The organism is Paenibacillus montanisoli, assembly GCF_003268025.1.
Lineage (GTDB): Bacteria > Bacillota > Bacilli > Paenibacillales > Paenibacillaceae > Paenibacillus_Z > Paenibacillus_Z montanisoli.
Map to the genome: position 1 here is coordinate 815,785 of NZ_QLUW01000002.1, position 21,362 is coordinate 837,146.

A 21,362-nucleotide genomic window follows, 5' to 3' on the forward strand; every position below is an offset into this window, starting at 1 on the left:
AATGCTTACATTCATGACGGCATTTTTGTTTTTAGAAGCAATCAACGAAGCCTGACTCCTTCATGGTTTGAGCAGCACTTACTCATTCAAATAGGTTGTGACCCGATTCTGGATCAGCTTAGCGACGGCATCGGCGGACTTCTGCCCCGCGAAGAACGCTTTGACTTCCTCCGCGATTATTTTCTGGACTGTCGTTTCATAGCCTATATTTCTTAAGCTGGCTTCGGACAGCATATCTCGGAGAACCTCAAGATTCTCGTCTGTTGCTTCAGCCGAAGCGCCGCCGCCTTTAGCAGCTACATTCTTATCGATACCATTCTCCTTCACGTCTTCGATTGCCTTTTCATTCACCGCTTTATTCATCGAGAATCCCGAATATCCCGCCGATTGCATCTCTTCGGACAGCAGAAACTTCATAAACTCCCAAGCGTCCCTTTTCACCTCCGAATTGGCGTTCATGGCGATTTGATTCGTCACGAGAAACGATATGCCCGATTTTTGTTCTGCGGCATGCGGCTTTTGATAGACCTTTCCATCCTTAAAATACATGCCAAGTCGTAGCAGATAATCGCTTGGGGAAGTAATTAAAGAATAGTATAAGTAGCTTTTTGTGAATTCCACCGCGTCGCCGCTTAACTCCTTCTCATCGTACATCTCCTTCACATCCGTCAGTAATTCCGTGAAAAAGGGAGTGTCGAACGATGCCTTGCCATTAGCCCCATCGATCAATCGGTTATAGTTGTCAGATACGAGATTATTGATCATCGCCTCAGGCGGCAAAAAACCCATGGAGTAGGTATGTCCGTTCTTGCCTGCCAACTGCTTGCTGATCTCGGCGAACTGGCTCCATGTCCAGTTCTTATCATCAATCGTAATACCGGCTTTCTTGATCCCACCAGCATCTCCGTACAATGCCTCCAAGTAGAATTCGACAGGCATAATATAGAGGCCGCCGTTCATTTTTGAACCATCCATGATGTTCATGTGGTATTGCTGCTGATCGAAGCCGGCATCCCGATTGATCCAATCATCCAAGTTTTCGAACGCGCCTTTATTCACGTACTTATCAATGGGCAATTCGACAGTCGTAAACGCGAATAAATCCGCTCCCTTTCCGGACAAAACCTCTGTAGTCGTAGATTTGATATATTTCTCCACCTCTGAAGCGCTTATCACGCCGCCACCCGTTGTAGAAAATTCTTTGAGTTCAATCGTCGTATTCGGATGCAGCGCTTCGTATTTTTCTTTCGCCTGCTTGTAGATATCGGTTGCGGCAAGTATCGATACGACAATCTTTCTCGGTTTATCGTCTAGCGGTTCAAGCCCCTGAGGGGCAGCATCAGCTTCAGCATTCGCTGCAGCGCTTGGTTCATTGCTTGTATTTTTTTGCGATTGTTGTGCGTCCGATTGCGATGTATTCCCAGTAGCGCTATTGTTGCTATTGCTATTTCCATTACATGCAGATAGGCAAATTAACATAAAACAGCTCAACATTAAAATCAGTGCTTTTTTCATTTTCATTCCCTCTTTCTGATTGGATGATCATTATTTCGTCATTACGCGAACGCGCTCTCCGTCCGTAACGGGGTCGCTGCTTGCAAGGATGACCGGTGAATCCGGAAAAATCCCTTGAAGCACGACCGTTTCGAACTCGTTCGAATCGCCGGTTTTAATCAGCATCTTGCCGACATGGCTTGTATCGCCTAACGGGCCCTTACGCTCCTCGACGACGTAAACGTACGTTGCTTCGCCTTCCTTATGGATGGCGCTGCTCGGAACCAGGATTCCACCCGTATCGGCAGAAACAAAACGAAGGTCAAGACGCGCTTGTTCGCCTCCACGGAGGGATTCATTTCTAACGGCAACCACGATGTTCATTTGGGTCTCCTTGTTTTCGATCCCCGTAACGATCCCTTCGAGCTTTGTCTCGGTTTCCGCTTGACCAACCTGGACGTCCAACTTCTGCCCTATTTTCAAATGCCCGCTAATTAAAGCAGGAACCTGTAGACTCATTTGATAGCCTTGACTGGAGGAAGCGAGTTGAACATCGGGACCGGCGCTGGCGGAAGCCATCCCATCCACGGCTCCTACTTTCGTCACGATGCCATCGAATGGAGCTTTCAGCTCGCGATTGCTGACCAACTCTGCCTTCATGCTGTCCAGATTGCGCTGCTGCATGTCCAACGTGAGGCGCGCGCTCTTGAGATCCCGCTTCGCGCTTCGTAACTGGATGTCATCTCCGCTAGTTGCGGCTTCGACATACCGGTCCTGTAAGCCTTGTACGGATAATTGCTGCTGTTCCAATTGCGATTTAGCGTCTAAATAACGGTTCTCGGCCTCCCGGCTTTCGTAAACGACCAGCGTCTGACCCTTCTTGACGAATTCTCCCGTTTTGACCTTTACGGTTTTTACTGCCCACCCCGCTTTGTTCGATAACGAAGCTTCCATAACCGGCTCCAAAATGCCGCTTCCGGTATAACTCTGAACGAGCTCCCCTTGTCGTCCGCTCGTAGTCCACACTTTCGTTAAATTCATTGTTTGCAGCGTATTGCTGAACAGGGTAAGCACGATTAATCCGCCGACAAACAAGGCGGCAAGCAGGCGAAGCTTCTTCTTCCTTCCGGTATTCGCTTGCTCGGTTTCTTGCCATTCCACTTGTTGGTTCTCCTCCTACCCTTTAATACCGGACATTTGAACGCCCTCGATGAAATGTGCTTCCGCGTTTAGAAATAACAGCACCATCGGCAGCATGTAGAAGACCGACGCAGCGAAGCCCACGCCTCTCGCTTCTTCCTGAACAACGGAAAGATATACCGACAGCGGCTGTTTAAAGTCATCCTCGAGAAAAATGAGCGGCTGCTCGACCATGTTCCAATAGTCAACGAACAAGAGAACGACGAGCGCCGCGAAGCCCGGTTTGATGAGCGGAACGATGATGTGAAGAAAAATGCGAAGATGACCGGCTCCGTCCATATAGGCAGCCTCAACGTATGCACCCGGGATCGACAGCATGAACTGCCTTAGCATGAACACGCCAAAGGCGCCGAAGATCCCTGGAAGCACGATGGCGCTTGCGCTGTTCAGAAGATCTAGCCGGTCGGCGATGATATAATTCGGCACAAGCGTCACTTGAAACGGCATCAGCATCGCCATAAGGTAGACGAAGAACAGCCTGTCCCGCCCCCGAAAGCGGAGCTTCGCAAAGGCATAGGCCGCAAGAGCGCCTACGATCACCTGTCCTGCAATAATGAGCGCAACCATATAGACCGAGTTCCAGAAAAGGTTCAAATAGGTCGGCGTCGCGATCAGCACTTTCCCATACTGGTCAAATGAGACCCAATCGGGTAGGAGCTTTAGATTAACGAATGCGTCCTTACCGCCGGTTGCCGCACCCGTCATTTTCCCGATCAACTCATAGTTCGAGCCGATTTCCTCCTCCGTCATGAGCGAATTGGTGAAGGATACGATAATCGGCAGCAGCATCAAGGTCGCGATCAACGCTAGCGGAAGCGTGATTGCGCACCTGGAAATAAAAGCTTTCCGTTTCATTGTTTCTCCCCGTCAGTCTAAGAAATGAGTAAAGCGGCGTTCCAATGCGAACATCCCCGATACCAGCGCGAGCAGGCAAACCACCATCAAAGCGGCGGCGGAGGTCAGCTTCTGAATATCGAGCGACAAGAACATGTTGTTCATGTAATGCTGCAGCATATAAATGCCGTCATGCGGATAATCGCCCGCGATCAGATACGTTTCCCTGAAGATCCGAAACGAGCTGATGAGCCCCATCAGGACGACGAAAAACATCGTAGGCGTTAAATAGATAAGCGTGATTCGGCTAAACTTATGGATAGCGCCCGCGCCTTCAAGCTCCGCCGTCTCGTAATAATCCCGTGGGATACTCTGCAAGCCGGCCAAAAACAAGATGATGTTGTACCCGATGTTTTTCCACGCGTAGACGACGGAGATGACGCCTCTCGCCCACTCCGATTTCATCCAATCGATCCGCGACAGGCCCAATTCATGCAGCCAGCTATTCACCGCTCCGTTCCAATCGAACAGAACCTGCCAAATCAGAACAACGGATGCGACAGGCACGACAAGCGGCAGTACGTAAGCGGTTCTGAGCCAATTGCGTAAGTAGACGCTTTGATTCAAGAGCAGAGCCAGCAGCAGCGATAACGCGATGGTGGTCGGAACGCTGACCGTAGTAAACAGAAACGTGTTCTTGGCTGCTTTCAAGAAGGAATCGCTCGCCAGCAGCTCCTTATAATTGGCGAGGCCGACGAATGAACCGCCGGTCGATCGATCCATAAGAGAGTAGTGCAAGCCCATTGCGAAAGGGATCAAGTAAAAGACCATAAATCCGAGCGCGCTGGGAGCAAGAAACCAGATGGCTATGAAGCTGTGCCGCCGCATGACTTTGCTATACATGGCTGACAGCCGTACCCCGCCCATTAACGCAGACCTTCGATGACGCCATTGACGATGGCCGTCGCGATTTGCTCTTGAAAAGACTCGGTTTTCATTCTGGCTTCCTCGTCCTCGTTCGAAATGTAGCCGAGCTCCAGCAATACGGCCGGCGTCGCGTTCTCGCGGATCACATGGTAATCGCCGAACTGCACGCCTCGATCTTTCGTTTGAATGTCTTGTCTGAACAGCTTGTCATGAATGATCCGGGCAATCTCCCGATCCTGCGGTTTGTTGTAGTACGTCGTCATCCCGTACACATCGCTGGACTGAAAAGCGTCATAGTGGATACTGATGAACAAATCCGCATGCGCGGTTTGCGCGACTTCCGTTCTCCCTTTCAGCGAAATCGTCGTATCGGCTTGTCTGGTCATGACAACCGTTGCTCCTTGTTCCGTCAATTTTCGTCCAATATGCTGCGCGGTCTGCAGTGTTACCTCTTTCTCGTACGTTCCCGCTCCGCCGATCGAGCCGACATCCTTGCCGCCATGCCCGGGATCGAGAACGATCATTTTTCCTTTCAAAGGTAATTGGGGTTCTTTGCTCGCCGTTACGGCTGCGGCTTGGACTACATCTGATTTCTCCTTCGTTGCTCCTTCGGTTTGCATTTGAATGAAGCTGGTGGACAAGATGACACCGACAATGGCTAGGGCTATATATTTAGTGGATGTTTTCATGAGTACATCGTACAAGCTGGCGATAAAGACCGCGTGGAGCCGAAATAAAGATGGCATAAAGATGGATGACGAACTAAAAAACCGCTTGCCCGAGAGGTATAGATCACCCTCTAGACAAGCGGTTAAGCTTATTTCTTATTTAGGCTAAAGAAAAATACGACGCCATCCTCCGTATTGGCCGCGCCGTATTCGACTCCGTGCAGCTCCAGTATATTCTTGGAGATGGCAAGTCCAAGTCCCGTACCGCCATCGGCCCGCTGCCTTGAAGCATCTCCCCGATAGAAACGATCCCACACTTGAGCAAGCTGTTCTTCCGGAATATGGATGCCTTTGTTCTCCACGCGAACCAGGATGCGGTTCGTTGCCTCCGTCATGGAAACAATGACTTCCTGCTTCTCCGGCGTGTAACGTATCGCGTTCGTCATGAAATTCGTGATCACTTGCTCGATCCGATGCTGATTGGCAACAACGAGGGCGGGAATAACTTGCAGGCTCAAGCGCAGTTGCTTACTCGTGATTTCGTGCGCCAACTGCACGCAAATCGCTTCGATCGACTTATCGATATAAAATTCGTCCATCCGCATCTTATAGGTACCCGACTCGTATTTCGCCAGCTCCAGCATATCGACGATGAGATGATCCATCTTGTCGACTTCCTGCTCCATCGCTTCGAAGTAATGATCCTTCTTGTGCACCGCTACGCCGTCCTTGAGGATCGAAATGCAACTCTTCATGACGCTGAGCGGCGTCTTCAGCTCGTGGGATACGCCTGCGATAAAATCTTTCCTTGTGCGTTCCAGCTGCTTCTCCTTCTCGATATCTTCCCGCAGCTGGCCGATGTACGAATGCAGCGTAGCCGATAATTGATTGATGTTGCGCGACAGATCTCCGATTTCGTCCTTCGACCGAATAGGAATGGTTTCCGAGAAATCAAGACCGGCGATTTTTTTCGTCGTCTCATTGATGCGCAGCAGCGGTCGTGCGATTTTCAAGGAGAAGTACAGCGAAGCAATCAAGATGAGGACAATTACAAACACGACGATATAGACATAGTAGTCCTTCATCATTTGCACGGCTTCGTCCACCGGCTGCAACGATGCCATGGCGAAAATGTAGTTGGTCGTACCGTTGTCATAATGAACCGGCTGGATGAACACTTTGTACTTCACGTTATTTTGCTCGTAATCCTGGATCAAAAGCTGATCCGTCATCCGAATGTCCTCGAATAGCAGCTTTTCTTGAAAGGCAGTGATCCGTTCCAAAAAGAGCGGATTGGAATAGATCATGTCCGATGAGCCTCCGCTTTGCGGAAACCGGATGTCCGTGACGGTGCCAAATAGACTTGAATAATTCCCTTTACCCAAGAGGAGCGAATTCCTGCTTGGCTCAGGCTTTCTCTTCCCGTTCCCGAAAGCTCTGCGCTTGAACGCTTCATTGGCGTACAGCACTTCCCCGGACGGATGGAGCATGACAATGGGAATGAGCATGGAATAGCTCTTTATCCCTTGAATCAACAATTGGTCCCCAATCGCGATCAACGCTTGCCCCGAAGCCGCTTCCTCCGTGCTTAGGAGCGTATAGAGAGGTACTTTAATGCGCGCTTCCCGTTCCTCTTTCGTCATCGCCTTCAGCAATTTGATTTCCAGGTAAAAGTCGTTAACATGCTTAAGATTGCCAGCGTGATCCAGGCTTGTAATCGTCACATTGTTATTTCTGTAAAAATCCTGCTCAAGCGATTGGATGGCAAGCGAGTTGCCCTCTGCATCCCCGTAAGCCGTCTTGAAATCCGTCAGCTTGGCTTGCAGGTCGTTGACTTTGCGATTCGCATAATAGTCCTTGAAAAAGATCGTTTGTCCGACGTAAATGACGGCCAAGATAAGCATGCACAAGGCAGCCGTGAGCAGAAACAATTTCGCTACGATTCCGACTCTCATGCTTGAGCCTCGAATTTATAGCCGGTCCGAACGACCGTGGCGATCATGGCTGCCTTATCGCCGAGCTTCGTCCTTATGTTGCGGATGTGCGTGTTCACCGTGCGATCGTCGCCGGTATACTCGTAGCCCCATATCTTCGTAATTAACTGCTCGCGCGTGATCACGATCCCTTGATTTTGCATCAGGTACGTAAGGATCTCGAATTCGGTATGCGTAATTGGAACTTGAGCCCCGTCAACCGTAACGGACCGCGATGGAAAATGAACCCGAATGCCGTTGATGGTTAGACCATCCTCCGGTTGAGTCGCCTTGCCGGTCCGGCTGCGGCTTTCAAGCAGGCGTTTCGCTCTCGCGAGAAGGACAGGCGGACTATAGGGCTTGGTCACGTAATCGTCGGCGCCAAGCTCGAATCCAAGCAGCGTGTCGTCTTCATCGACTCTGGCCGTCAGCATAATGATGGGGACATCGGATTGCTTGCGAATTCGGCGGCAAACCGACCACCCGTCCAATTCCGGAAGCATGATATCCAGCACAATCAGATCCACTACATGCTCCTGAAACAACGCCAGAGCAGCCTTCCCGTCGGCCGCCTCAAGCACCGCATAGCCTTCATTTAAGAAATAATCTTTACTTATTTCGCGCAATATGTCTTCATCATCGACGATCAGAATGGTTTTCATGTTGGGCTCCCATTGTTGCGGTATTCCGAATCAATTTATCAAACGCGTATCAAGAACACATGCATCTGAGGTTAAGATGAGATAAAGATAGGTATAAAAAAAGCCACATGGCGTTAACAAACCGCTTGTGGCTTACTATTCCCACTTCATGGATTTTCTAGCTTCGTCCCTAACCGGACATTTCATAACCTGTTACAAAAAAATCCGGGGCTCGTCTTTCGACGAGCCCCTTTCATGGGAGAGGAGAAACCGGACGAAGAGCTTATGGGGAAACGTAAGTCTTCTCCGCGGTTGTCTACGGCATCTCGCGACGCCGATATCTTCAGAATGCCCAGTTCAGGAGCAATTATACATCGTCAAATCAAATTCTTCCGATGAAGCACCGCCAATAACCGGTAGAAATCGTAGCTGCCTCCCGACGGCGTATCGATGAGCTTCGCCCTTAACGCGGCATCCACCGCGCTCTGAGCCCAGGAAGGGGCCGCATCCATCCGATTGCGCGCATCGGTATCAAGCGCCCACAGCTGCAGCTCCTTCAGCGCATCCGTCTGGTCAAGCAGCGCCTCGCTCAACCGCTCGATCTCCTCTTTCAAGCTCGCCACCTGCTTCCGCAGCGCCTCGTGCGCTTCCATTTGTTCGGCTGTCTCGAATTCAACTCCTTCGCTTACCGCATCATGTTGGAATAAGCTGCTATCCTCCATGATCCCGATCAACTTCTCCGCATAGGCCGGATCCGCCGCATAACCGCATTGGAAGAGCATCTGTGCTTGCATCACCGGATTCGCCGCCGTCCAGACGGGGATATACCGGCTTCGTGCCAACAACAAATCCTGGTCCTTATAGTAATCATAGATGCTATCGTAAGCTCGAATGGTTACGGTTACCGGAACTCGTTGTCCGTCAACCGCTTCACAGATCCGTTTTGTCACGACACGGCCCTTCCAGTATTCGTTCGTCACCCCGGTTCCGACTTGATAACCGCAAAGATTGTTCCAATCCGGAATATTCCCGCCCGTCTCATGCCAGCTTTGGGCAAGACGTACCGACGGAAATATCGGAGAGCCCTCCGCTTGAAGCCGTTTTGCGATGGGAAGCAGCAGGGCAAAGAAAGATGGTTTGTCCAGCTGTACTGGTCACCTCCCTTCCAAACATCGAAATAGGTCCCTATTAGTATGTATATGATCGATTTGATAGATTTGAAACCGGCAAAAGTCCGGTCCCTGCAGGCAGGCGATGCCCGCATGGGTAACGAACGCCCAGTCGCGGTGCTGCATAGGATATAGGCAACAGCCGCATGAAAGGGTGATTGTAGGTGGAATTGCAACTCGTTCCGCTGCATTGGGTGTACCTGGCTTTTATTGTGTTTATATTAGGCGTGCTGATCAAACGACGCGATACGACGCTCGTTTGCGTCGTTGGTATTTTTGCGCTTGGGTTGATCGCTACCGAGAGTCTGAGCGGTTCGGTCAGCGGCGTCTTCAACAGCTTCATTTTCGCAACGAAGGAGCTGCTCGGGACGATCTTCATCATTTCGATTATCGTTGCCATGAGCCGGATATTGATCATTACGGGCATCAATGAAGTGATGGTCCAGCCCCTGACGCATTTCCTGCGAACCCCGGCGCTCGCTTTCTGGGGCATCGGACTGATCATGATGGTGACGTCGTGGTTTTTCTGGCCTTCTCCAGGGGTTGCTTTGATCGGCGCCGTTCTGCTGCCTGTAGCGGTGCGCGTCGGACTCCCGGCGCTCGGCGCGGCGATGGCGATGAACCTGTTCGGGCATGGAATCGCTTTATCCGGCGACTATATCATTCAAGGCGCGCCGAAACTGACTGCCGATGCAGCCGGGCTGCCGGTAACGGCCGTCATGGAAGCGAGCGTCCCGCTCGTCATCGTAATGGGAGTCGTGACAACGGTTACAGCCTTCTGGATGATGCGTCGCGATATGCGTACAGGCAAATGGAGAGACGGCTTGATCGCGTCCGGACAAAATCCTGTGAGCACCTTATCCGAGGAGCGTGTCGAGCTGCCGATGAAATGGAAGCGGACGCTCGCGGTGCTCATCCCGCTGCTGTTCATCGTTGACGTAATCGCGATGTTCGTGCTCGATCTCCAGGGCGGCGACGCGACGGCGCTCATCGGCGGCACGGCCGTATTCATTCTGCTGCTTGTCACGATGCTGGCACACCGGAACAAAGGCTTGGAGCAGACGACGGCCTATCTCATTGAAGGCTTCCAGTTCGGTTTCAAGGTGTTCGGACCCGTTATTCCGATTGCGGCATTTTTCTATCTGGGGGATTCGGCGTTTGCGGAGCTGTTCGGCAGCGTGCTGCCCGAAGGCTCGCACGGCATCGTCAACGATCTAGGCGTAGCGCTCGCCAATCACGTGCCGCTCAACCAGGCGATCGGCTCCGTGACGCTTACCGTTACCGGCGCCATTACCGGCCTTGACGGCTCTGGCTTCTCCGGCATTTCGCTTGCCGGCTCCATCGCCCAGCTCTTCGCGGCGGCGATCGGCTCCGGCGCGGCGACGCTCACAGCGCTCGGCCAAGTCGCAGCCATCTGGGTCGGCGGCGGAACGCTCATCCCATGGGCGCTCATTCCGGCCGCGGCCATCTGCGGCGTGGATCCGTTCGAGCTTGCCCGCCGCAACCTGAAACCGGTTATTTTCGGTCTAATCGTAACGACGATTGTCGCCATGTTTATTATCTAAAACAAACACACCCGCTGCAAGCCGGCTTTCGGCCTTGCAGCGGGTGCGTCGTTTAGCTTCGTTTGCGGCGGAAATAGAGAGCTCCGGCTAAACCGGCCAGCGTAAGCGCGCTAAGCAGCCTCCAGTCGAAGCTATACGGCATGCCTGCAGCATCGTTAATCGAAGCGGCCCGCAGCGTGCCGTCTTGCTGCTCTTCGAGGCGGACTTCAGCATCCTCATCGACTTGTCCTGCACGTTGAAGCCCTGTTTTGGCCCCGTACATATTCGAATTATAGGTGCCTGCATTCCCTCCCGCGTAGAGCTCGCCGCTCGGCAGAAACAGCACTAAAGTTGCAACGATGGTAACCAGCCATTTTTTCATTATCTAAACCTTCCTCCGGCAGTTCAATGCGCTTGTTACCATAGGTGTTTCCAGGTAAGAGAATTTTATGCGTCGAAGCCCCATCCACGAGCTGCTTGCAGAATAAAAAAAAAACGGGAATCAGATACCTAGGTACCTGATTCCCGCTGACATGCTTCGCATACGCCGTAAACCTCAAACCGGTGATTGATGATTTTGAACGAACCCGGCAAATCGAGCGACTGCTCCATCGGACAATATTCGAAAGTAAGCGTCTTCTCGCAGTTGATGCAAATGAGGTGATGATGATGGTGGGACAAGCAGCTTACGCGGAACTTCAAACCGCCCTCCATAAAATAAAACTGCTCCAGCGCCCCCATCTCGCTCAATAACCGCAAATTCCGGTACACGGTGTCGAAGCTGACGCTCGGATAAGCGACCGACATTTGATCATAGACATCCTTCGGCGATAAATAGCCGTCGGTTCTGGCGAAGATTTCGGCCAGCTCGCGGCGCTGCTCCGTAATGCGCCAGCCGTTTTGAGACATAATCTCGATCATTTGCTTAACCGTATCCTGCGGTTTCATCGGCTCTGTATGAGAATGAGAATGGGAGTGCGATTGGGTTTCTGACATGAGTATTCGTCCTTTTTTCCGGAAGTCATATCCCTAGTGTAGCATAAATCTCCCGAATTTCATCCCATTAGCGCAATTTCATCCAAACGGTAGATCCGAATCGCATTTGCGAGAAGCTGCGTCTCGGCTGCTTCGAGCGAAATACCTTTCAGCTTCGCGATAGCCGCAGCCACTTCCGCGACCATCCCGGGCTGCGTCACTTGACCGGCAAAATGGCCCTCGAACGGCCAAGGACCATCGGTTTCCGTCATCATCAGCTCAAGCGGATAGGCGCGGACAAGCTCCTGAATCTCCTCTTCATAACAAACATCCGGCGTAATGGAAATGGAATATCCGCGGGCGATCATACGCTGAACCGTTGCGGGCGAGCCTTTGAACCAGTGGAAATGCGCATGCTTCACCCCATGGCGCTCCAGCAGCCCGCACGCTTTATCCGCATCCTCGTAGACCGCATGGAGCACAATCGGACGGTCGAGCTCCGCGGCAAGTACGGCGAATCGCTCCAGCAGAGCCAGATAAGGCGCTTCATCGAACCGTTCGCCCGCTTCCTCGGCCGCCTTGCGCGAATAGTAAGGGAGCCCCACTTCCCCGATGGCAAAGGGTTCGCCGGCATGAAAACGCTCCTTGATCCAACCGAACAGCTGATCGAGCTCCTCGCCGGCCGGAAGCTCCTGTTCCGGATGAAAGCCGTACGCCGGCAGGATTCGGCCTGCGAATCGGCGAGCCAGCTCTCGATTGACGCGGCTCGATCCCAAATGCATGGATACCGCAACGACTGCCGCAATCCGGTCTTGATGAAAAGCTCGATTCAGAAGCGGCAGCCGCTCTTGTTCTTCATACAAATCCAGATGGATATGGGCATCGACCCATTTACGAGGCAATGCCTCTCCGCTAGTTGCCATCACCGTCTCGCCTCCGCCGGTTTTAATAGCCCGTATAGCTCTTGTTTCATGCCGACGAAAGCCGGATCGCTCCAGAGCGCTTCCGAGCGCGGTCTCGGAAACGCAACCTCAATCTCCCGAACGATGGTCGCCGGCGCGCTTGAGAGGACGAGAATCCGATCCGAAAGCAGCAGCGCTTCCTCGATACTGTGCGTCACGAACAGCACCGAGCGCTTCGCCTCTTCCCAAAGCGACAGCAGCCAGGTCTGCATATGCATTCTAGTCAGCGCATCCAGCGCGCCAAACGGCTCATCGAGGCACATGAGCGGCTTCGGCGACAGGAGCGCCCGCAAGAAGGACACCCGCTGCTGCATGCCGCCGGACAGCAGATGCGGAAATTGATTCGCCGTGCCGCCGAGACCGATCCGGTTCAGCCACTCGATGGCCAGCTGCCGAGCGTGCCGCTTCTCAAGACCGCTGATCGTCAGCGCCAGCTCGATATTGGCCGATACGGTCAGCCACGGCATGAGCGACGCTTGCTGGGGCATATAAGCGATATGTCCTTGCTCGCCGATCGTGCTTCTGCCGTCGATCCGGATGTCGCCCGAGGTCGGCAGCTCCAGGCCGCCGATCAAGTGAAAGAGCGTCGTTTTGCCGCTTCCGGACGGGCCGATGAGCGAAACGAACTCGCCTTCCGCGATATGGAAAGACACGTCTACGAGTACCTGCTGCGGGCCGCGGGAGCGGGTATCGGCGAAGCTTTTATGTAAACCGTTTACTTCCAACGCGTGCTTCATGACGTCTCTCCCTTCACTTTGCCGCGGTTATAGAGATGCTCGGCCAGAGCGATCGCCCCGAACATCACCAAGCTCAGCAGGACGATCAAAGCAATGGCCGCAAACACGTTGGCCGTTTCGAAGCCGCGCTGCGCCAGTAGAATATAGTAGCCGAGCCCTTTGCTCGAGCCGATCGATTCCGCGTAGATCGCGGTAATGACGCTGTACGATGCCGCAATCTTAAGGCCGGAAAACAAATGCGGCACCGAGCTTGGCAGCTCCAGCCGCCAAAACAGCTTCCGTTTCGAAGCGCCGATCATCCGCAAGTAATTGACGAGCTTCTCATCGCTTTGCATAAGCCCCGTGAGCATCGCCACGGCAACCGGGAAGAACGTCACCAGCGTAATCAGTATGACGCGGGGAAGCGTGCCGAAGCCGAACCACAGCACGAGCAGCGGTCCGAGCGCCATCAGCGGCACATTTTGCGTTAGCACGAGCAGCGGATAGAAGCCCGCCTTCGCGCCCGGAATGAGATGCAGCAGCCCTGCCAGGACGAAACCGAGCAATGCGCCGGCCCCGAAGCCGAGCAGCGTCATGCCGAGCGTCGCAAGCAGATGGCGTAGAAGCTGTTCATGTTCATCGTAGATTTGTTTCGCGATTGCAATAGGTGAAGGCAATAGATATGCGTCCACTTGGAAGAGCGCCACCGCCGCCTGCCAAATGAGCAAGAAAAGAGCCAGTACGAGTACTGGCGGTAAAATTCGCTTATTGCCCATCCGGGTATTTCTCCAGCAAGACGTCCATCGATGCGCCGTCTGCAGGGTTATAGTACACTTTGATTTGCGAAATGACCGACGGACAGCCCATTGCGGACATGGCCTCGTTCATCTCCTGAACGATGGACAGCAGGTGGGTAAGATCGCCTTCCATCGTCGTTTCCAGCGGAGCCACGCGGTACGGTACGCCGGACGCTTTAATGATCTCGATCGCCCGGTCTACATAAGGAATGACGCTCTCTCCGTTTGGCGTGCGCGGGATGATTTGTATGCTTAGAAGCGCGTTTGCCATGGCGGCTTCGTTCCCCTTTCTATCGGTTAATTTTCCGGCAAAAACTCGTTCGTGAACGCATGATCCGCATCGAGCTGCTTGTCGAGCAGCTTGTGGTCATACATCCACTCGGCATAGTTGGTCCAAACTTCCTTGCTTTGCTCGCCCCAACGCTTCGCATCGTCTTGGTAGCGAGGGCTCAGCCACTTCTGGCTGGCGCGGACCAGATCGGCGTTCAAATCCGGAACGGCCTTGATCAGCACCTCCGCCGCATCCTCCGGATGCTCGATTGCGAACTTATAACCCTCGGACGCTGCCGCGACGAACGCTTCTACCGTATCCTTCTGCTCGGCGATCATGCTCTCGTTCGTTGCGAGCACCGGCGTATAATAATCCAGCTTCTTACTATAATCGGTCAAATAAATCATATTTATTTTGTCGCCGCGCAGCTCCGCCTCGACACCGGTCCATGCATAATAGATCCAGGCAAAATCAATGTTTTTCTTCGTAGCCGTGAAGAAATCGGCGTCGCCGATGCTGACGATGTTCACTTTCTTCGCATCGCCGTTCGACTCTTGCATGAGCGAGTCAATGACGGCCGATTCCGCCGGCGAGCCCCAGCCGCCGTACGTTTTCCCTTCGAAATCTTTCGGCGACTTGATGTTCTTGTCCGCAGGAGATGCAAAGCCCGACGTATTATGCTGGATAACGGCAGCAATGGAAACGAGCGGCACCCCTTGAATGCGCGCTTGCGTGATTCCTTCTTGGTAGCTGACGCCAAAGTCAGCCGCGCCGGTTGCGATCATCGTATCCGCACCCGCTTCTCCAGGCTGAATGATATCGACCTTTAAGCCGTGCTTTTCGAAAAAGCCGTTGTCCCGCGCCACGTACAGTCCGGTGTGATTCGTGTTCGGCGTCCAGTCGAGCACCACCTTGATCTCCTTCAGCTTGTCCGTTTCAGCCCCGTCATTCGCGCCGGCCTCATTCTCTTTCTTGGCGCCGCAGCCCGTCAAAGCCAGCGACAGCATGAGCGTTGCCGCCAAAGCCAGCTGCAAGCCCGTCTTGCGTTTGTTTCTCTCCATCTCCTTGTGCTCCTCTCAATAGGTGAACCTGCAAGCGACAAGAATTGATATGACTGGCCCCCCATTCTGAACCATAAGAAAAAGCGCCCCCCGATATCGATGGACGCTTCAAAATTGCTCGCACGCAAGCGAAACTGCTGCTTCGCGATTCCTACGCTGGCATTATCCAGATCAGGTCAAAGGGTCGGGATCGAATCGGGATCCCCTCTCAGCCGGCCGTCGCCCAGCTCCCCGTGTCATATTCAGTTCAGTCACTCATTCGCTATTATAGCAGACCGCATAAGGATTTTCACTTATTTTTCAAACTGCGCGATCTGCGAGACGGTGACGTCGCGCATCGGCGCGCCTTTCATCCATGCCGCATACCAGTCCGCGGCATGCTGCGCGGACTGCTCCGCTTCCCATCGCTGGCGCCAGCCGAGACGCAGCGCCGCCTTCGTCGTGTCGAGCAGCGCCGGCGCCATCGGCTGCTCGGCTGCGTCACCGCCGTTTGGCCGCGATGCAATCGCCGCGGCCAGCTCGGCCGGCTGGCCGCCGAGGCGGGTGCGCACCGCCTCGGCCAGCCAGGCCGCGGTCCGCGCATCGCCTGCGCGCGGACCCAGGTTCCACGCCTCGGCGAAGTCGCCGCCGCCGGGCGGGAACAGCCGCTGCGCGAGCGCGAGGCAGCCCGCGAGCGCGTCAAGCACGTGCAGCCAGGGCCGGAAGCCCCCCGGCCAGGCTGCAGGCTGAGCTGCGCGCAGGTCGGCCGCGGCGCGCACGCAGTCCGGCACGAGGCGGCCGCGAGCGAAATCGCCGCCGCCGATGAGATGGCCCGCGCGGACCGTCGCGACCGCGGGCACATTCTCCCTTCCGGCGAAGTAAGCCCGCCGAAAGGCCGACACAACCAGCTCCGCGCCCGCTTTGCCCGCGGAGCCGGGCTCGCCCCCGCCGAGACTGTCGGACTCACGGTAACCGGGTCCCAATTCGCGCGGCGCATAGCAATCCGCCGCCGTCACCGCAATGACGGCGCGGATCGGATGCTCCTGGTTTACGACGCGCACCGCCTCGAGGAGCGAAGCGGTCCCGACGACATTCACCGCGATCGCCTCCACCGTAGGATGCAATCCGCCATGCTCCGATTGCCCTGCCAAATGAAACACGATATCAGGCCTCGCCTCGCGGAGCGCGGCCGTCAGTTTATCGACGTCGCGAATATCGCCGCGCACCCATGGCATCGTGTGCTCCATTCCGCACAGCCGGTACATCGACGGCGCGGTCGGCATATCGTCGCTGTATCCGATCACCGCGGCCGCACCCAACCGGTGCAGCCATAAGCTTAACCACGTTCCCACAAAACCGGTATGACCCGTTACGAACACTCGCTTGCCTTGCCAAAACGCATAATCCGACATCGCTGTTTCCCTCATCCTTTCCGCTTTCTTAGGGGTGAGTCTACTCCCACAGCTATACCTACAGCTTATGCATAGCGGAGCGAATGGGTTTTTGCCGATGCGAATCCTACAGGCCGACGCACGATTTCGTTAAGCTCGGGCACGCGTCGTACCCGCCGTTGCAGATAAAAAAATGATGGAGGCGGCTAGCGGAAACCAGCCCGGAACAAAATCTTACGGTTGTCGGAATAGCTATTTCGCGTAAATAAATACTTTTGAAACTCTAACGGTTATGACTGACGTTAATTGCAGCACAATGGTCGATTTATAGCTTTAAATTTCAAAGTAAGAGCTCTGACAACCTTTAGAAAATAATAATGGGTGTTTTTAGCGAAATAGACACTGTCACAACCATTACATCTTGAACCGGCTAGCTTCAGCGGCCTTCATCCAAATTAGAGGGACTCCGCTTCCTCTCATTGCGTGCTTTCGAGCAAGCACAAATAAAAAAAGCAACCGCAGGTCATCAAGACCCGCGGCCGCCGCGAAATTTATTTGTATGTGCTTTTGCCTCATCCGTATTGGTCACCCGGTTGCGGCTCCATTCGATGAGAATCCGGTCAATGTAGCGAAAATGCAGCTTCCCTGCAAAGACCGCTTCCTTCAGCGCGAACCGGATCAACTCGTCGGGATACCGGTCCTGATCGACCCAAGCGCTGATCGTCTCGCACTCCATCGGCGAAAGCGGGCGTCCGAATTCCTGCTCGAAAACGGAAAACAAATCCGACTGCGGCCACTCGCCCGCCATGCCCCCGCTCGAGCCCGCTCCACCGCCACCGCCGAATCCGTCTGCCGTGCTTGGCCGTTGCCGCAGCTCCCGGTCGACCTCAAACGACTGCCTCGCTTCGTCTGCCAGCCATTCCGCGCTGCGAATGAGAAAGCCGCTCCAATTATAGCGCTCGTACTGCATGCCGCTGACCGGATCGATTTCTTCGTCGATCGCAAGCAGCCCTTCCTTCATCAGGCGGCTAAGCAGCTGATGAGCCGCCTTCGGCAAGATGCCGAGCCGCTCGGCCAGCTGCTCCGGCGTCGGAAAATCGACGCCCTCGACCTGGCGGTACGTCATCAGCTGAAGAATGAGCAGCATTTCCGTGTCGGTGAGCCCGACGCCCCGATAAGCGCGCAGCAGCCCGGCCGGCACCACGACACCGCCGCCGTTCATGGCGGCGGCCATTCCGCGCGCATAGGCTTTCCACATCTCGGTTTTCACCGCTCGTTCCCCTCCCTTGCTGCTTACGGATACAAACGATACAGCATGCGAGGGAACGGAATCGTCTCGCGAACGTGATCCAAACCGCAAATCCAAGCCACCGTGCGCTCAAGCCCCAAGCCGAAGCCGGAGTGCGGCACCGTGCCGTATTTGCGCAGGTCGAGGTACCATTGGTACGCTTCCGTCGACAATTCATGCTCCTTAAAGCGCTCTGCGAGCAGCTCCGGATCGTCGATCCGCTGCGACCCGCCGATAATTTCGCCATAGCCCTCAGGCGCGATCATATCCGCGCAAAGCACGACCTCCGGACGGTTCGGATCCGGCTTCATATAGAACGCCTTGAACGACGCCGGATAATGCGTTATGAACACCGGGCGGTCGTATTTCTCGGCAATCGCCGTTTCATGCGGCGCGCCGAAATCCTCGCCCCATTGAATCTCGTGGTTATTCTCCTGCAGGAAGGCAATCGCCTCGTCGTACGTAATACGCGGGAACGGTGCCACGATGTTCTCCAGCTTGCTGATGTCGCGTCCGATCGCCTCAAGCTCCTTGCGGCAGTTTTTCACGACGTTTTGCACGACGAACGATACGAACTGCTCCTGCACGCGCAGGTTCTCTTCGTGATCGACGAACGCCATTTCCGGCTCGATCATCCAAAACTCGATCAAGTGGCGGCGCGTCTTCGATTTCTCCGCACGGAACGTCGGGCCGAAGGAATAAACCTTGCCAAGCGCCATCGCTGCCGCTTCCATGTACAGCTGGCCGCTCTGCGTCAAATAAGCGTCCTCGTCGAAATATTTGGTGTGGAACAGGTTCGTCGTCCCTTCGCACGAGGAAGGCGTCAAGACCGGCGGGTCCACGAGCGTAAAGTTCCGCTCGTCGAAAAACTGCTGAATCGAGCGGATAATTTCCGCGCGAATAACGAGAATCGCCCGCTGTTTCGGCGAACGCAGCCAGAGGTGACGGCGGTCCATCAAGTAGTCTATGCCGTGCTCCTTCGGCGTAATCGGGTAATCCTGCGTAATTTGGATAATCTCGATCTCCTCGACCGTCAGCTCATAGCCGGATTGGCTGCGCGGCTCCTCGCGGACGATCCCTTTGACGTACAGCGAGCTCTCTTGCGTCAGCTCCTTCGCTGCTGCCCATGCCTCTTCCGATACCTCGCTCTTCACGACAACGCCTTGCACGTATCCCGTGCCGTCGCGAAGCTGCAGGAATTGGATTTTGCCGCTGGAACGCTTGTTATTCAACCAGCAGCCGATCCATACCGATTGACCGGCAGACTCCTTCAATTGTCCGATAGTAGTTAAAGTTTTCATGCTACATTCCGTCCTCTCCGTCTCTATTATTAACGATTTCATACGTATCTCGTGCGATGAGCAGCTCTTCGTTGGTCGGCACGACCAGCACGCTGACGCGCGAGCCGTCCTTTGTAATATACCGCGCTTCCTTGGACCTCTCCGCATTGCGCTCATCATCCAGCTCGATGCCGAGGAAGGTCAGCTGCTCGCAGACGGCCTTGCGTACAGCGACCGAATTCTCGCCGACGCCTGCCGTAAACACGACCGCGTCTAACCCGTTCATACCGGCCGCATAGGCACCGATATACTTGCGCAGACGGTAGGTGTACATATCGAAGGCAAGCTTCGCGTGCTTGTCGCCCTCTTCCATCGCCGCGACGATTTCGCGCATGTCGCTGCTGATGCCGCTGATCGCCATCAGCCCGCTGTGCTTGTTCAGCATGGAGTTCACTTCGTTCAGCGTGAGCTCTTCCTTGTTCATCGTGAACGGCACGATCGCCGGGTCCAGATCCCCGCTGCGCGTCCCCATCATGAGCCCTTCCAGCGGCGTCAAGCCCATGCTGGTATCAAACGACTTCCCGTTCAGAATGGCCGCGCAGCTGGCTCCGTTTCCGATATGGCAGGTCACGATTTTCAGCTCGCTGAGCGGCTTGCCAAGCTTCTCGGCGGCAAGCCTGCTGACGTAATTGTGCGAGGTGCCGTGAAAGCCGTACCGCCTGATTTTGTGTCGGCGGTAAAGCACCATCGGAATCGGATACAAGAACGACTCCATCGGCATCGTTTGATGGAACGCCGTATCGAATACGACGACCTGCGGCACGTTCGGAAGGTTCAGCTCAACGGCCGTAATGCCCATCATCGCAGGCGGGTTGTGCAGCGGCGCCAGATCGAACAGCCGCCGGATTTCCTTCTTGACCTCATTCGTCACGAGCATGGATTGCTTGAAGCTCTCCCCGCCGTGCACGACCCGGTGGCCGACCGCTTTGATCTCGTCCATCGACTTCAGCACGCCGTGCTCGCGGTGCGTCAGCATGGCGGTTACTTTCCGGACCGCTTCATTATGGTCGAGGATTTCGCTGACGCGGTTTACTTCGACGCCGCCCGAAGGCTCATGCGTCAGAATCGAATCATCCATGCCGATCCGCTCGACGCGGCCTTGCGCCAACACCGATTCATCCGCCATGTTGTACAGCTGATATTTCAAAGAAGAGCTTCCCGCATTCATGACGAGAATAATCATATCCGTTCCCCGTCCTTATCGTAATTGAAGAAGCCGGCGCCGCTCTTAACGCCGAGCTGTCCGCCCCGGACCATCTTTTTCAGAATGAACGATGGCCGGTACTTTAGTTCCCCGTATTCCCGGAACATCCGCTCCAGCGCGGCAAGCACCGCATCAAGTCCGAACCGGTCCGCCATTTCGAACGGTCCGTGCTGAAACGCGTAGCCGATCCGCATCGCGCTGTCAATATCGTCTGCAGAAGCAACGCCTTCCTCAAGTACGTGCAGCGCCTCGTTAATGAAGAGGCAGATCAGCCGCGTCGTTACAAAACCCGGCGATTCGAAGACCATGACGCCCTTCTTATGTATCGTTTCCTCGATAAAATGCCGCGTTTTCCCGAACGTATCATCCGAGGTTTTCAAGCCGCGCACGATTTCCACTAAATCCGCCTTGCTGACCGGGTACACGAAATGCATGCCGATGACGCGCTCCGGATGGCTCGTCACGCTGGCAAGCTCCGTTAAGCTCAGTGTCGACGTATTGCTCGCAAGTATTACATGCGGCGCGCAAATTTGATCCAGCTGCTTGAAAATATCCAGCTTGCGGTCCAAATCCTCTGTTATCGTTTCGATGACAAGCTCGCAATCGGCTAATTCGCTCAGCTGCTTCATCGGATGAATCCGGTTCAACACCAGCTTTTTCTCCGCCGACGTAAGCGCCCAGCGCTCCATTTGCTTGTCCAAGCTTTGTTCAATCATGCTGATCGCATGCTGCAGCCGCTCGCTGTCCTGCTCGATCATATAGACGTCGAGACCGTTAGAAGCCAGCATTTCGCAAATGCCCTGACCCATTGTTCCGGCGCCGACGACGCCTGCTTTTCGTACCGCCGTCAAACTTCCACCCCTCCAGTAGTTCTAACGATCATTATACCTTTTTTACACGCAAATAAGAAGGCGGAGCGGCTCCGCCT

21 protein-coding genes and 1 riboswitch are annotated in these 21,362 nt (G+C 54.5%); of the genes, 1 reads left to right on the forward strand and 20 read right to left on the reverse strand.

From position 1 onward, the window contains the following. Window positions 1-78: 78 nt before the first annotated feature. The 8 genes from DL346_RS13095 to DL346_RS13130 all read right to left on the reverse strand — a co-directional run bounded on the left by DL346_RS13095 (window position 79) and on the right by DL346_RS13130 (window position 8,882). Window positions 79-1,515 carry an ABC transporter substrate-binding protein gene (locus DL346_RS13095; protein WP_165822497.1) on the reverse strand — a complete coding sequence of 479 codons (1,437 nt, stop codon included), beginning with the start codon at window positions 1,513-1,515 and terminating at the stop codon, window positions 79-81. 30 nt (window positions 1,516-1,545) lie between these two features. Next, on the reverse strand, window positions 1,546-2,655 hold the full coding sequence (locus DL346_RS13100; protein ID WP_112882551.1) for an efflux RND transporter periplasmic adaptor subunit: 1,110 nt from the start codon (window positions 2,653-2,655) through the stop codon (window positions 1,546-1,548). A 15-nt stretch (window positions 2,656-2,670) separates the two neighbouring features. Beyond that, window positions 2,671-3,549 (reverse strand): carbohydrate ABC transporter permease, encoded by an 879-nt coding sequence (locus tag DL346_RS13105; protein WP_112882552.1) that lies wholly within the window; start codon window positions 3,547-3,549, stop codon window positions 2,671-2,673. Window positions 3,550-3,561: 12 nt separating this feature from the next. Then, window positions 3,562-4,455: a carbohydrate ABC transporter permease gene (locus DL346_RS13110; RefSeq protein WP_420849558.1), complete on the reverse strand. Its 894-nt coding sequence runs from the start codon at window positions 4,453-4,455 to the stop codon at window positions 3,562-3,564. Further along, on the reverse strand, window positions 4,455-5,144 hold the full coding sequence (locus DL346_RS13115; protein ID WP_240633154.1) for an N-acetylmuramoyl-L-alanine amidase family protein: 690 nt from the start codon (window positions 5,142-5,144) through the stop codon (window positions 4,455-4,457). Before DL346_RS13115 ends, DL346_RS13110 begins: the two co-directional genes overlap by 1 nt. Before the next feature lie 128 nt (window positions 5,145-5,272). Beyond that, the gene (locus DL346_RS13120) at window positions 5,273-7,078 is read right to left on the reverse strand and encodes a sensor histidine kinase (RefSeq protein ID WP_112882553.1); all 1,806 of its coding nucleotides are present in this window, start codon (window positions 7,076-7,078) and stop codon (window positions 5,273-5,275) included. Further along, the gene (locus tag DL346_RS13125) at window positions 7,075-7,758 is read right to left on the reverse strand and encodes a response regulator transcription factor (protein WP_112882554.1); all 684 of its coding nucleotides are present in this window, start codon (window positions 7,756-7,758) and stop codon (window positions 7,075-7,077) included. The genes DL346_RS13120 and DL346_RS13125 overlap by 4 nt, the downstream gene beginning before the upstream one ends. Window positions 7,759-8,114: 356 nt before the next feature. After that, window positions 8,115-8,882, reverse strand: a complete 768-nt coding sequence (locus DL346_RS13130) for a glucosaminidase domain-containing protein (RefSeq protein ID WP_112882555.1) — start codon at window positions 8,880-8,882, stop codon at window positions 8,115-8,117. A gap of 188 nt (window positions 8,883-9,070) precedes the next feature. Here DL346_RS13130 and DL346_RS13135 point away from each other — a divergent pair, with 188 nt between their 5' ends. Beyond that, the gene (locus DL346_RS13135) at window positions 9,071-10,471 is read left to right on the forward strand and encodes a hypothetical protein (RefSeq protein WP_112882556.1); all 1,401 of its coding nucleotides are present in this window, start codon (window positions 9,071-9,073) and stop codon (window positions 10,469-10,471) included. A 52-nt stretch (window positions 10,472-10,523) separates the two neighbouring features. On the opposite strand, the gene DL346_RS13140 is transcribed toward DL346_RS13135, so the two are convergent. From DL346_RS13140 to DL346_RS13195, 12 genes are all read right to left on the reverse strand, one after another. Continuing rightward, window positions 10,524-10,832: a hypothetical protein gene (locus DL346_RS13140; protein WP_112882557.1), complete on the reverse strand. Its 309-nt coding sequence runs from the start codon at window positions 10,830-10,832 to the stop codon at window positions 10,524-10,526. A 128-nt stretch (window positions 10,833-10,960) separates the two neighbouring features. Beyond that, entirely contained in the window at window positions 10,961-11,446 is a 486-nt protein-coding gene (locus DL346_RS13145; protein WP_112882558.1) for a Fur family transcriptional regulator, read from the reverse strand. Between the two features lie 59 nt (window positions 11,447-11,505). Further along, complete coding sequence (locus tag DL346_RS13150; protein ID WP_112882559.1) at window positions 11,506-12,348, reverse strand: TatD family hydrolase; 843 nt, start codon at window positions 12,346-12,348, stop codon at window positions 11,506-11,508. Beyond that, window positions 12,348-13,124, reverse strand: coding sequence for an ABC transporter ATP-binding protein (locus DL346_RS13155; protein ID WP_112882560.1), 777 nt, complete (start codon window positions 13,122-13,124; stop codon window positions 12,348-12,350). The genes DL346_RS13150 and DL346_RS13155 overlap by 1 nt, the downstream gene beginning before the upstream one ends. Beyond that, window positions 13,121-13,879, reverse strand: coding sequence for an ABC transporter permease (locus DL346_RS13160; RefSeq protein ID WP_112882561.1), 759 nt, complete (start codon window positions 13,877-13,879; stop codon window positions 13,121-13,123). Before DL346_RS13160 ends, DL346_RS13155 begins: the two co-directional genes overlap by 4 nt. After that, complete coding sequence (locus DL346_RS13165; protein ID WP_112882562.1) at window positions 13,869-14,171, reverse strand: thiamine-binding protein; 303 nt, start codon at window positions 14,169-14,171, stop codon at window positions 13,869-13,871. The genes DL346_RS13160 and DL346_RS13165 overlap by 11 nt, the downstream gene beginning before the upstream one ends. Window positions 14,172-14,197: 26 nt before the next feature. Then, a complete protein-coding gene (locus DL346_RS13170; RefSeq protein ID WP_206098515.1) occupies window positions 14,198-15,232 on the reverse strand; it encodes an ABC transporter substrate-binding protein in 1,035 nt (344 codons plus the stop codon). Window positions 15,233-15,363: 131 nt separating this feature from the next. Next, window positions 15,364-15,476: riboswitch (TPP riboswitch) on the reverse strand. Between the two features lie 49 nt (window positions 15,477-15,525). Continuing rightward, on the reverse strand, window positions 15,526-16,623 hold the full coding sequence (rfbG, locus tag DL346_RS13175) for a CDP-glucose 4,6-dehydratase (protein ID WP_165822498.1): 1,098 nt from the start codon (window positions 16,621-16,623) through the stop codon (window positions 15,526-15,528). A 505-nt stretch (window positions 16,624-17,128) separates the two neighbouring features. Continuing rightward, window positions 17,129-17,872: a DnaD domain-containing protein gene (locus DL346_RS13180; RefSeq protein ID WP_240633155.1), complete on the reverse strand. Its 744-nt coding sequence runs from the start codon at window positions 17,870-17,872 to the stop codon at window positions 17,129-17,131. Window positions 17,873-17,895: 23 nt separating this feature from the next. Then, the gene (gene asnS / locus DL346_RS13185; protein ID WP_112882564.1) at window positions 17,896-19,191 is read right to left on the reverse strand and encodes an asparagine--tRNA ligase; all 1,296 of its coding nucleotides are present in this window, start codon (window positions 19,189-19,191) and stop codon (window positions 17,896-17,898) included. Window position 19,192: 1 nt separating this feature from the next. Next, window positions 19,193-20,413 (reverse strand): acetate/propionate family kinase, encoded by a 1,221-nt coding sequence (locus tag DL346_RS13190; RefSeq protein WP_112882565.1) that lies wholly within the window; start codon window positions 20,411-20,413, stop codon window positions 19,193-19,195. Next, window positions 20,410-21,285 carry a 3-hydroxyacyl-CoA dehydrogenase family protein gene (locus DL346_RS13195; RefSeq protein ID WP_276311548.1) on the reverse strand — a complete coding sequence of 292 codons (876 nt, stop codon included), beginning with the start codon at window positions 21,283-21,285 and terminating at the stop codon, window positions 20,410-20,412. The genes DL346_RS13190 and DL346_RS13195 overlap by 4 nt, the downstream gene beginning before the upstream one ends. Window positions 21,286-21,362 lie beyond the last annotated feature (77 nt).

Coding starts and splice junctions, on each gene's coding strand:
- DL346_RS13095 (WP_165822497.1), bottom strand. CDS start 1,515: ATGAAAAAAGCACTGATTTTAATGTTGAGCTGTTTTATGTTAATTTGC.
- DL346_RS13105 (WP_112882552.1), bottom strand. CDS start 3,549: ATGAAACGGAAAGCTTTTATTTCCAGGTGCGCAATCACGCTTCCGCTA.
- DL346_RS13110 (WP_420849558.1), bottom strand. CDS start 4,455: ATGGGCGGGGTACGGCTGTCAGCCATGTATAGCAAAGTCATGCGGCGG.
- DL346_RS13115 (WP_240633154.1), bottom strand. CDS start 5,144: ATGAAAACATCCACTAAATATATAGCCCTAGCCATTGTCGGTGTCATC.
- DL346_RS13120 (WP_112882553.1), bottom strand. CDS start 7,078: ATGAGAGTCGGAATCGTAGCGAAATTGTTTCTGCTCACGGCTGCCTTG.
- DL346_RS13125 (WP_112882554.1), bottom strand. CDS start 7,758: ATGAAAACCATTCTGATCGTCGATGATGAAGACATATTGCGCGAAATA.
- DL346_RS13140 (WP_112882557.1), bottom strand. CDS start 10,832: ATGAAAAAATGGCTGGTTACCATCGTTGCAACTTTAGTGCTGTTTCTG.
- DL346_RS13145 (WP_112882558.1), bottom strand. CDS start 11,446: ATGTCAGAAACCCAATCGCACTCCCATTCTCATTCTCATACAGAGCCG.
- DL346_RS13150 (WP_112882559.1), bottom strand. CDS start 12,348: ATGGCAACTAGCGGAGAGGCATTGCCTCGTAAATGGGTCGATGCCCAT.
- DL346_RS13155 (WP_112882560.1), bottom strand. CDS start 13,124: ATGAAGCACGCGTTGGAAGTAAACGGTTTACATAAAAGCTTCGCCGAT.
- DL346_RS13160 (WP_112882561.1), bottom strand. CDS start 13,879: ATGGGCAATAAGCGAATTTTACCGCCAGTACTCGTACTGGCTCTTTTC.
- DL346_RS13165 (WP_112882562.1), bottom strand. CDS start 14,171: ATGGCAAACGCGCTTCTAAGCATACAAATCATCCCGCGCACGCCAAAC.
- DL346_RS13170 (WP_206098515.1), bottom strand. CDS start 15,232: ATGGAGAGAAACAAACGCAAGACGGGCTTGCAGCTGGCTTTGGCGGCA.
- rfbG (WP_165822498.1), bottom strand. CDS start 16,623: ATGTCGGATTATGCGTTTTGGCAAGGCAAGCGAGTGTTCGTAACGGGT.
- asnS (WP_112882564.1), bottom strand. CDS start 19,191: ATGAAAACTTTAACTACTATCGGACAATTGAAGGAGTCTGCCGGTCAA.
- DL346_RS13190 (WP_112882565.1), bottom strand. CDS start 20,413: ATGATTATTCTCGTCATGAATGCGGGAAGCTCTTCTTTGAAATATCAG.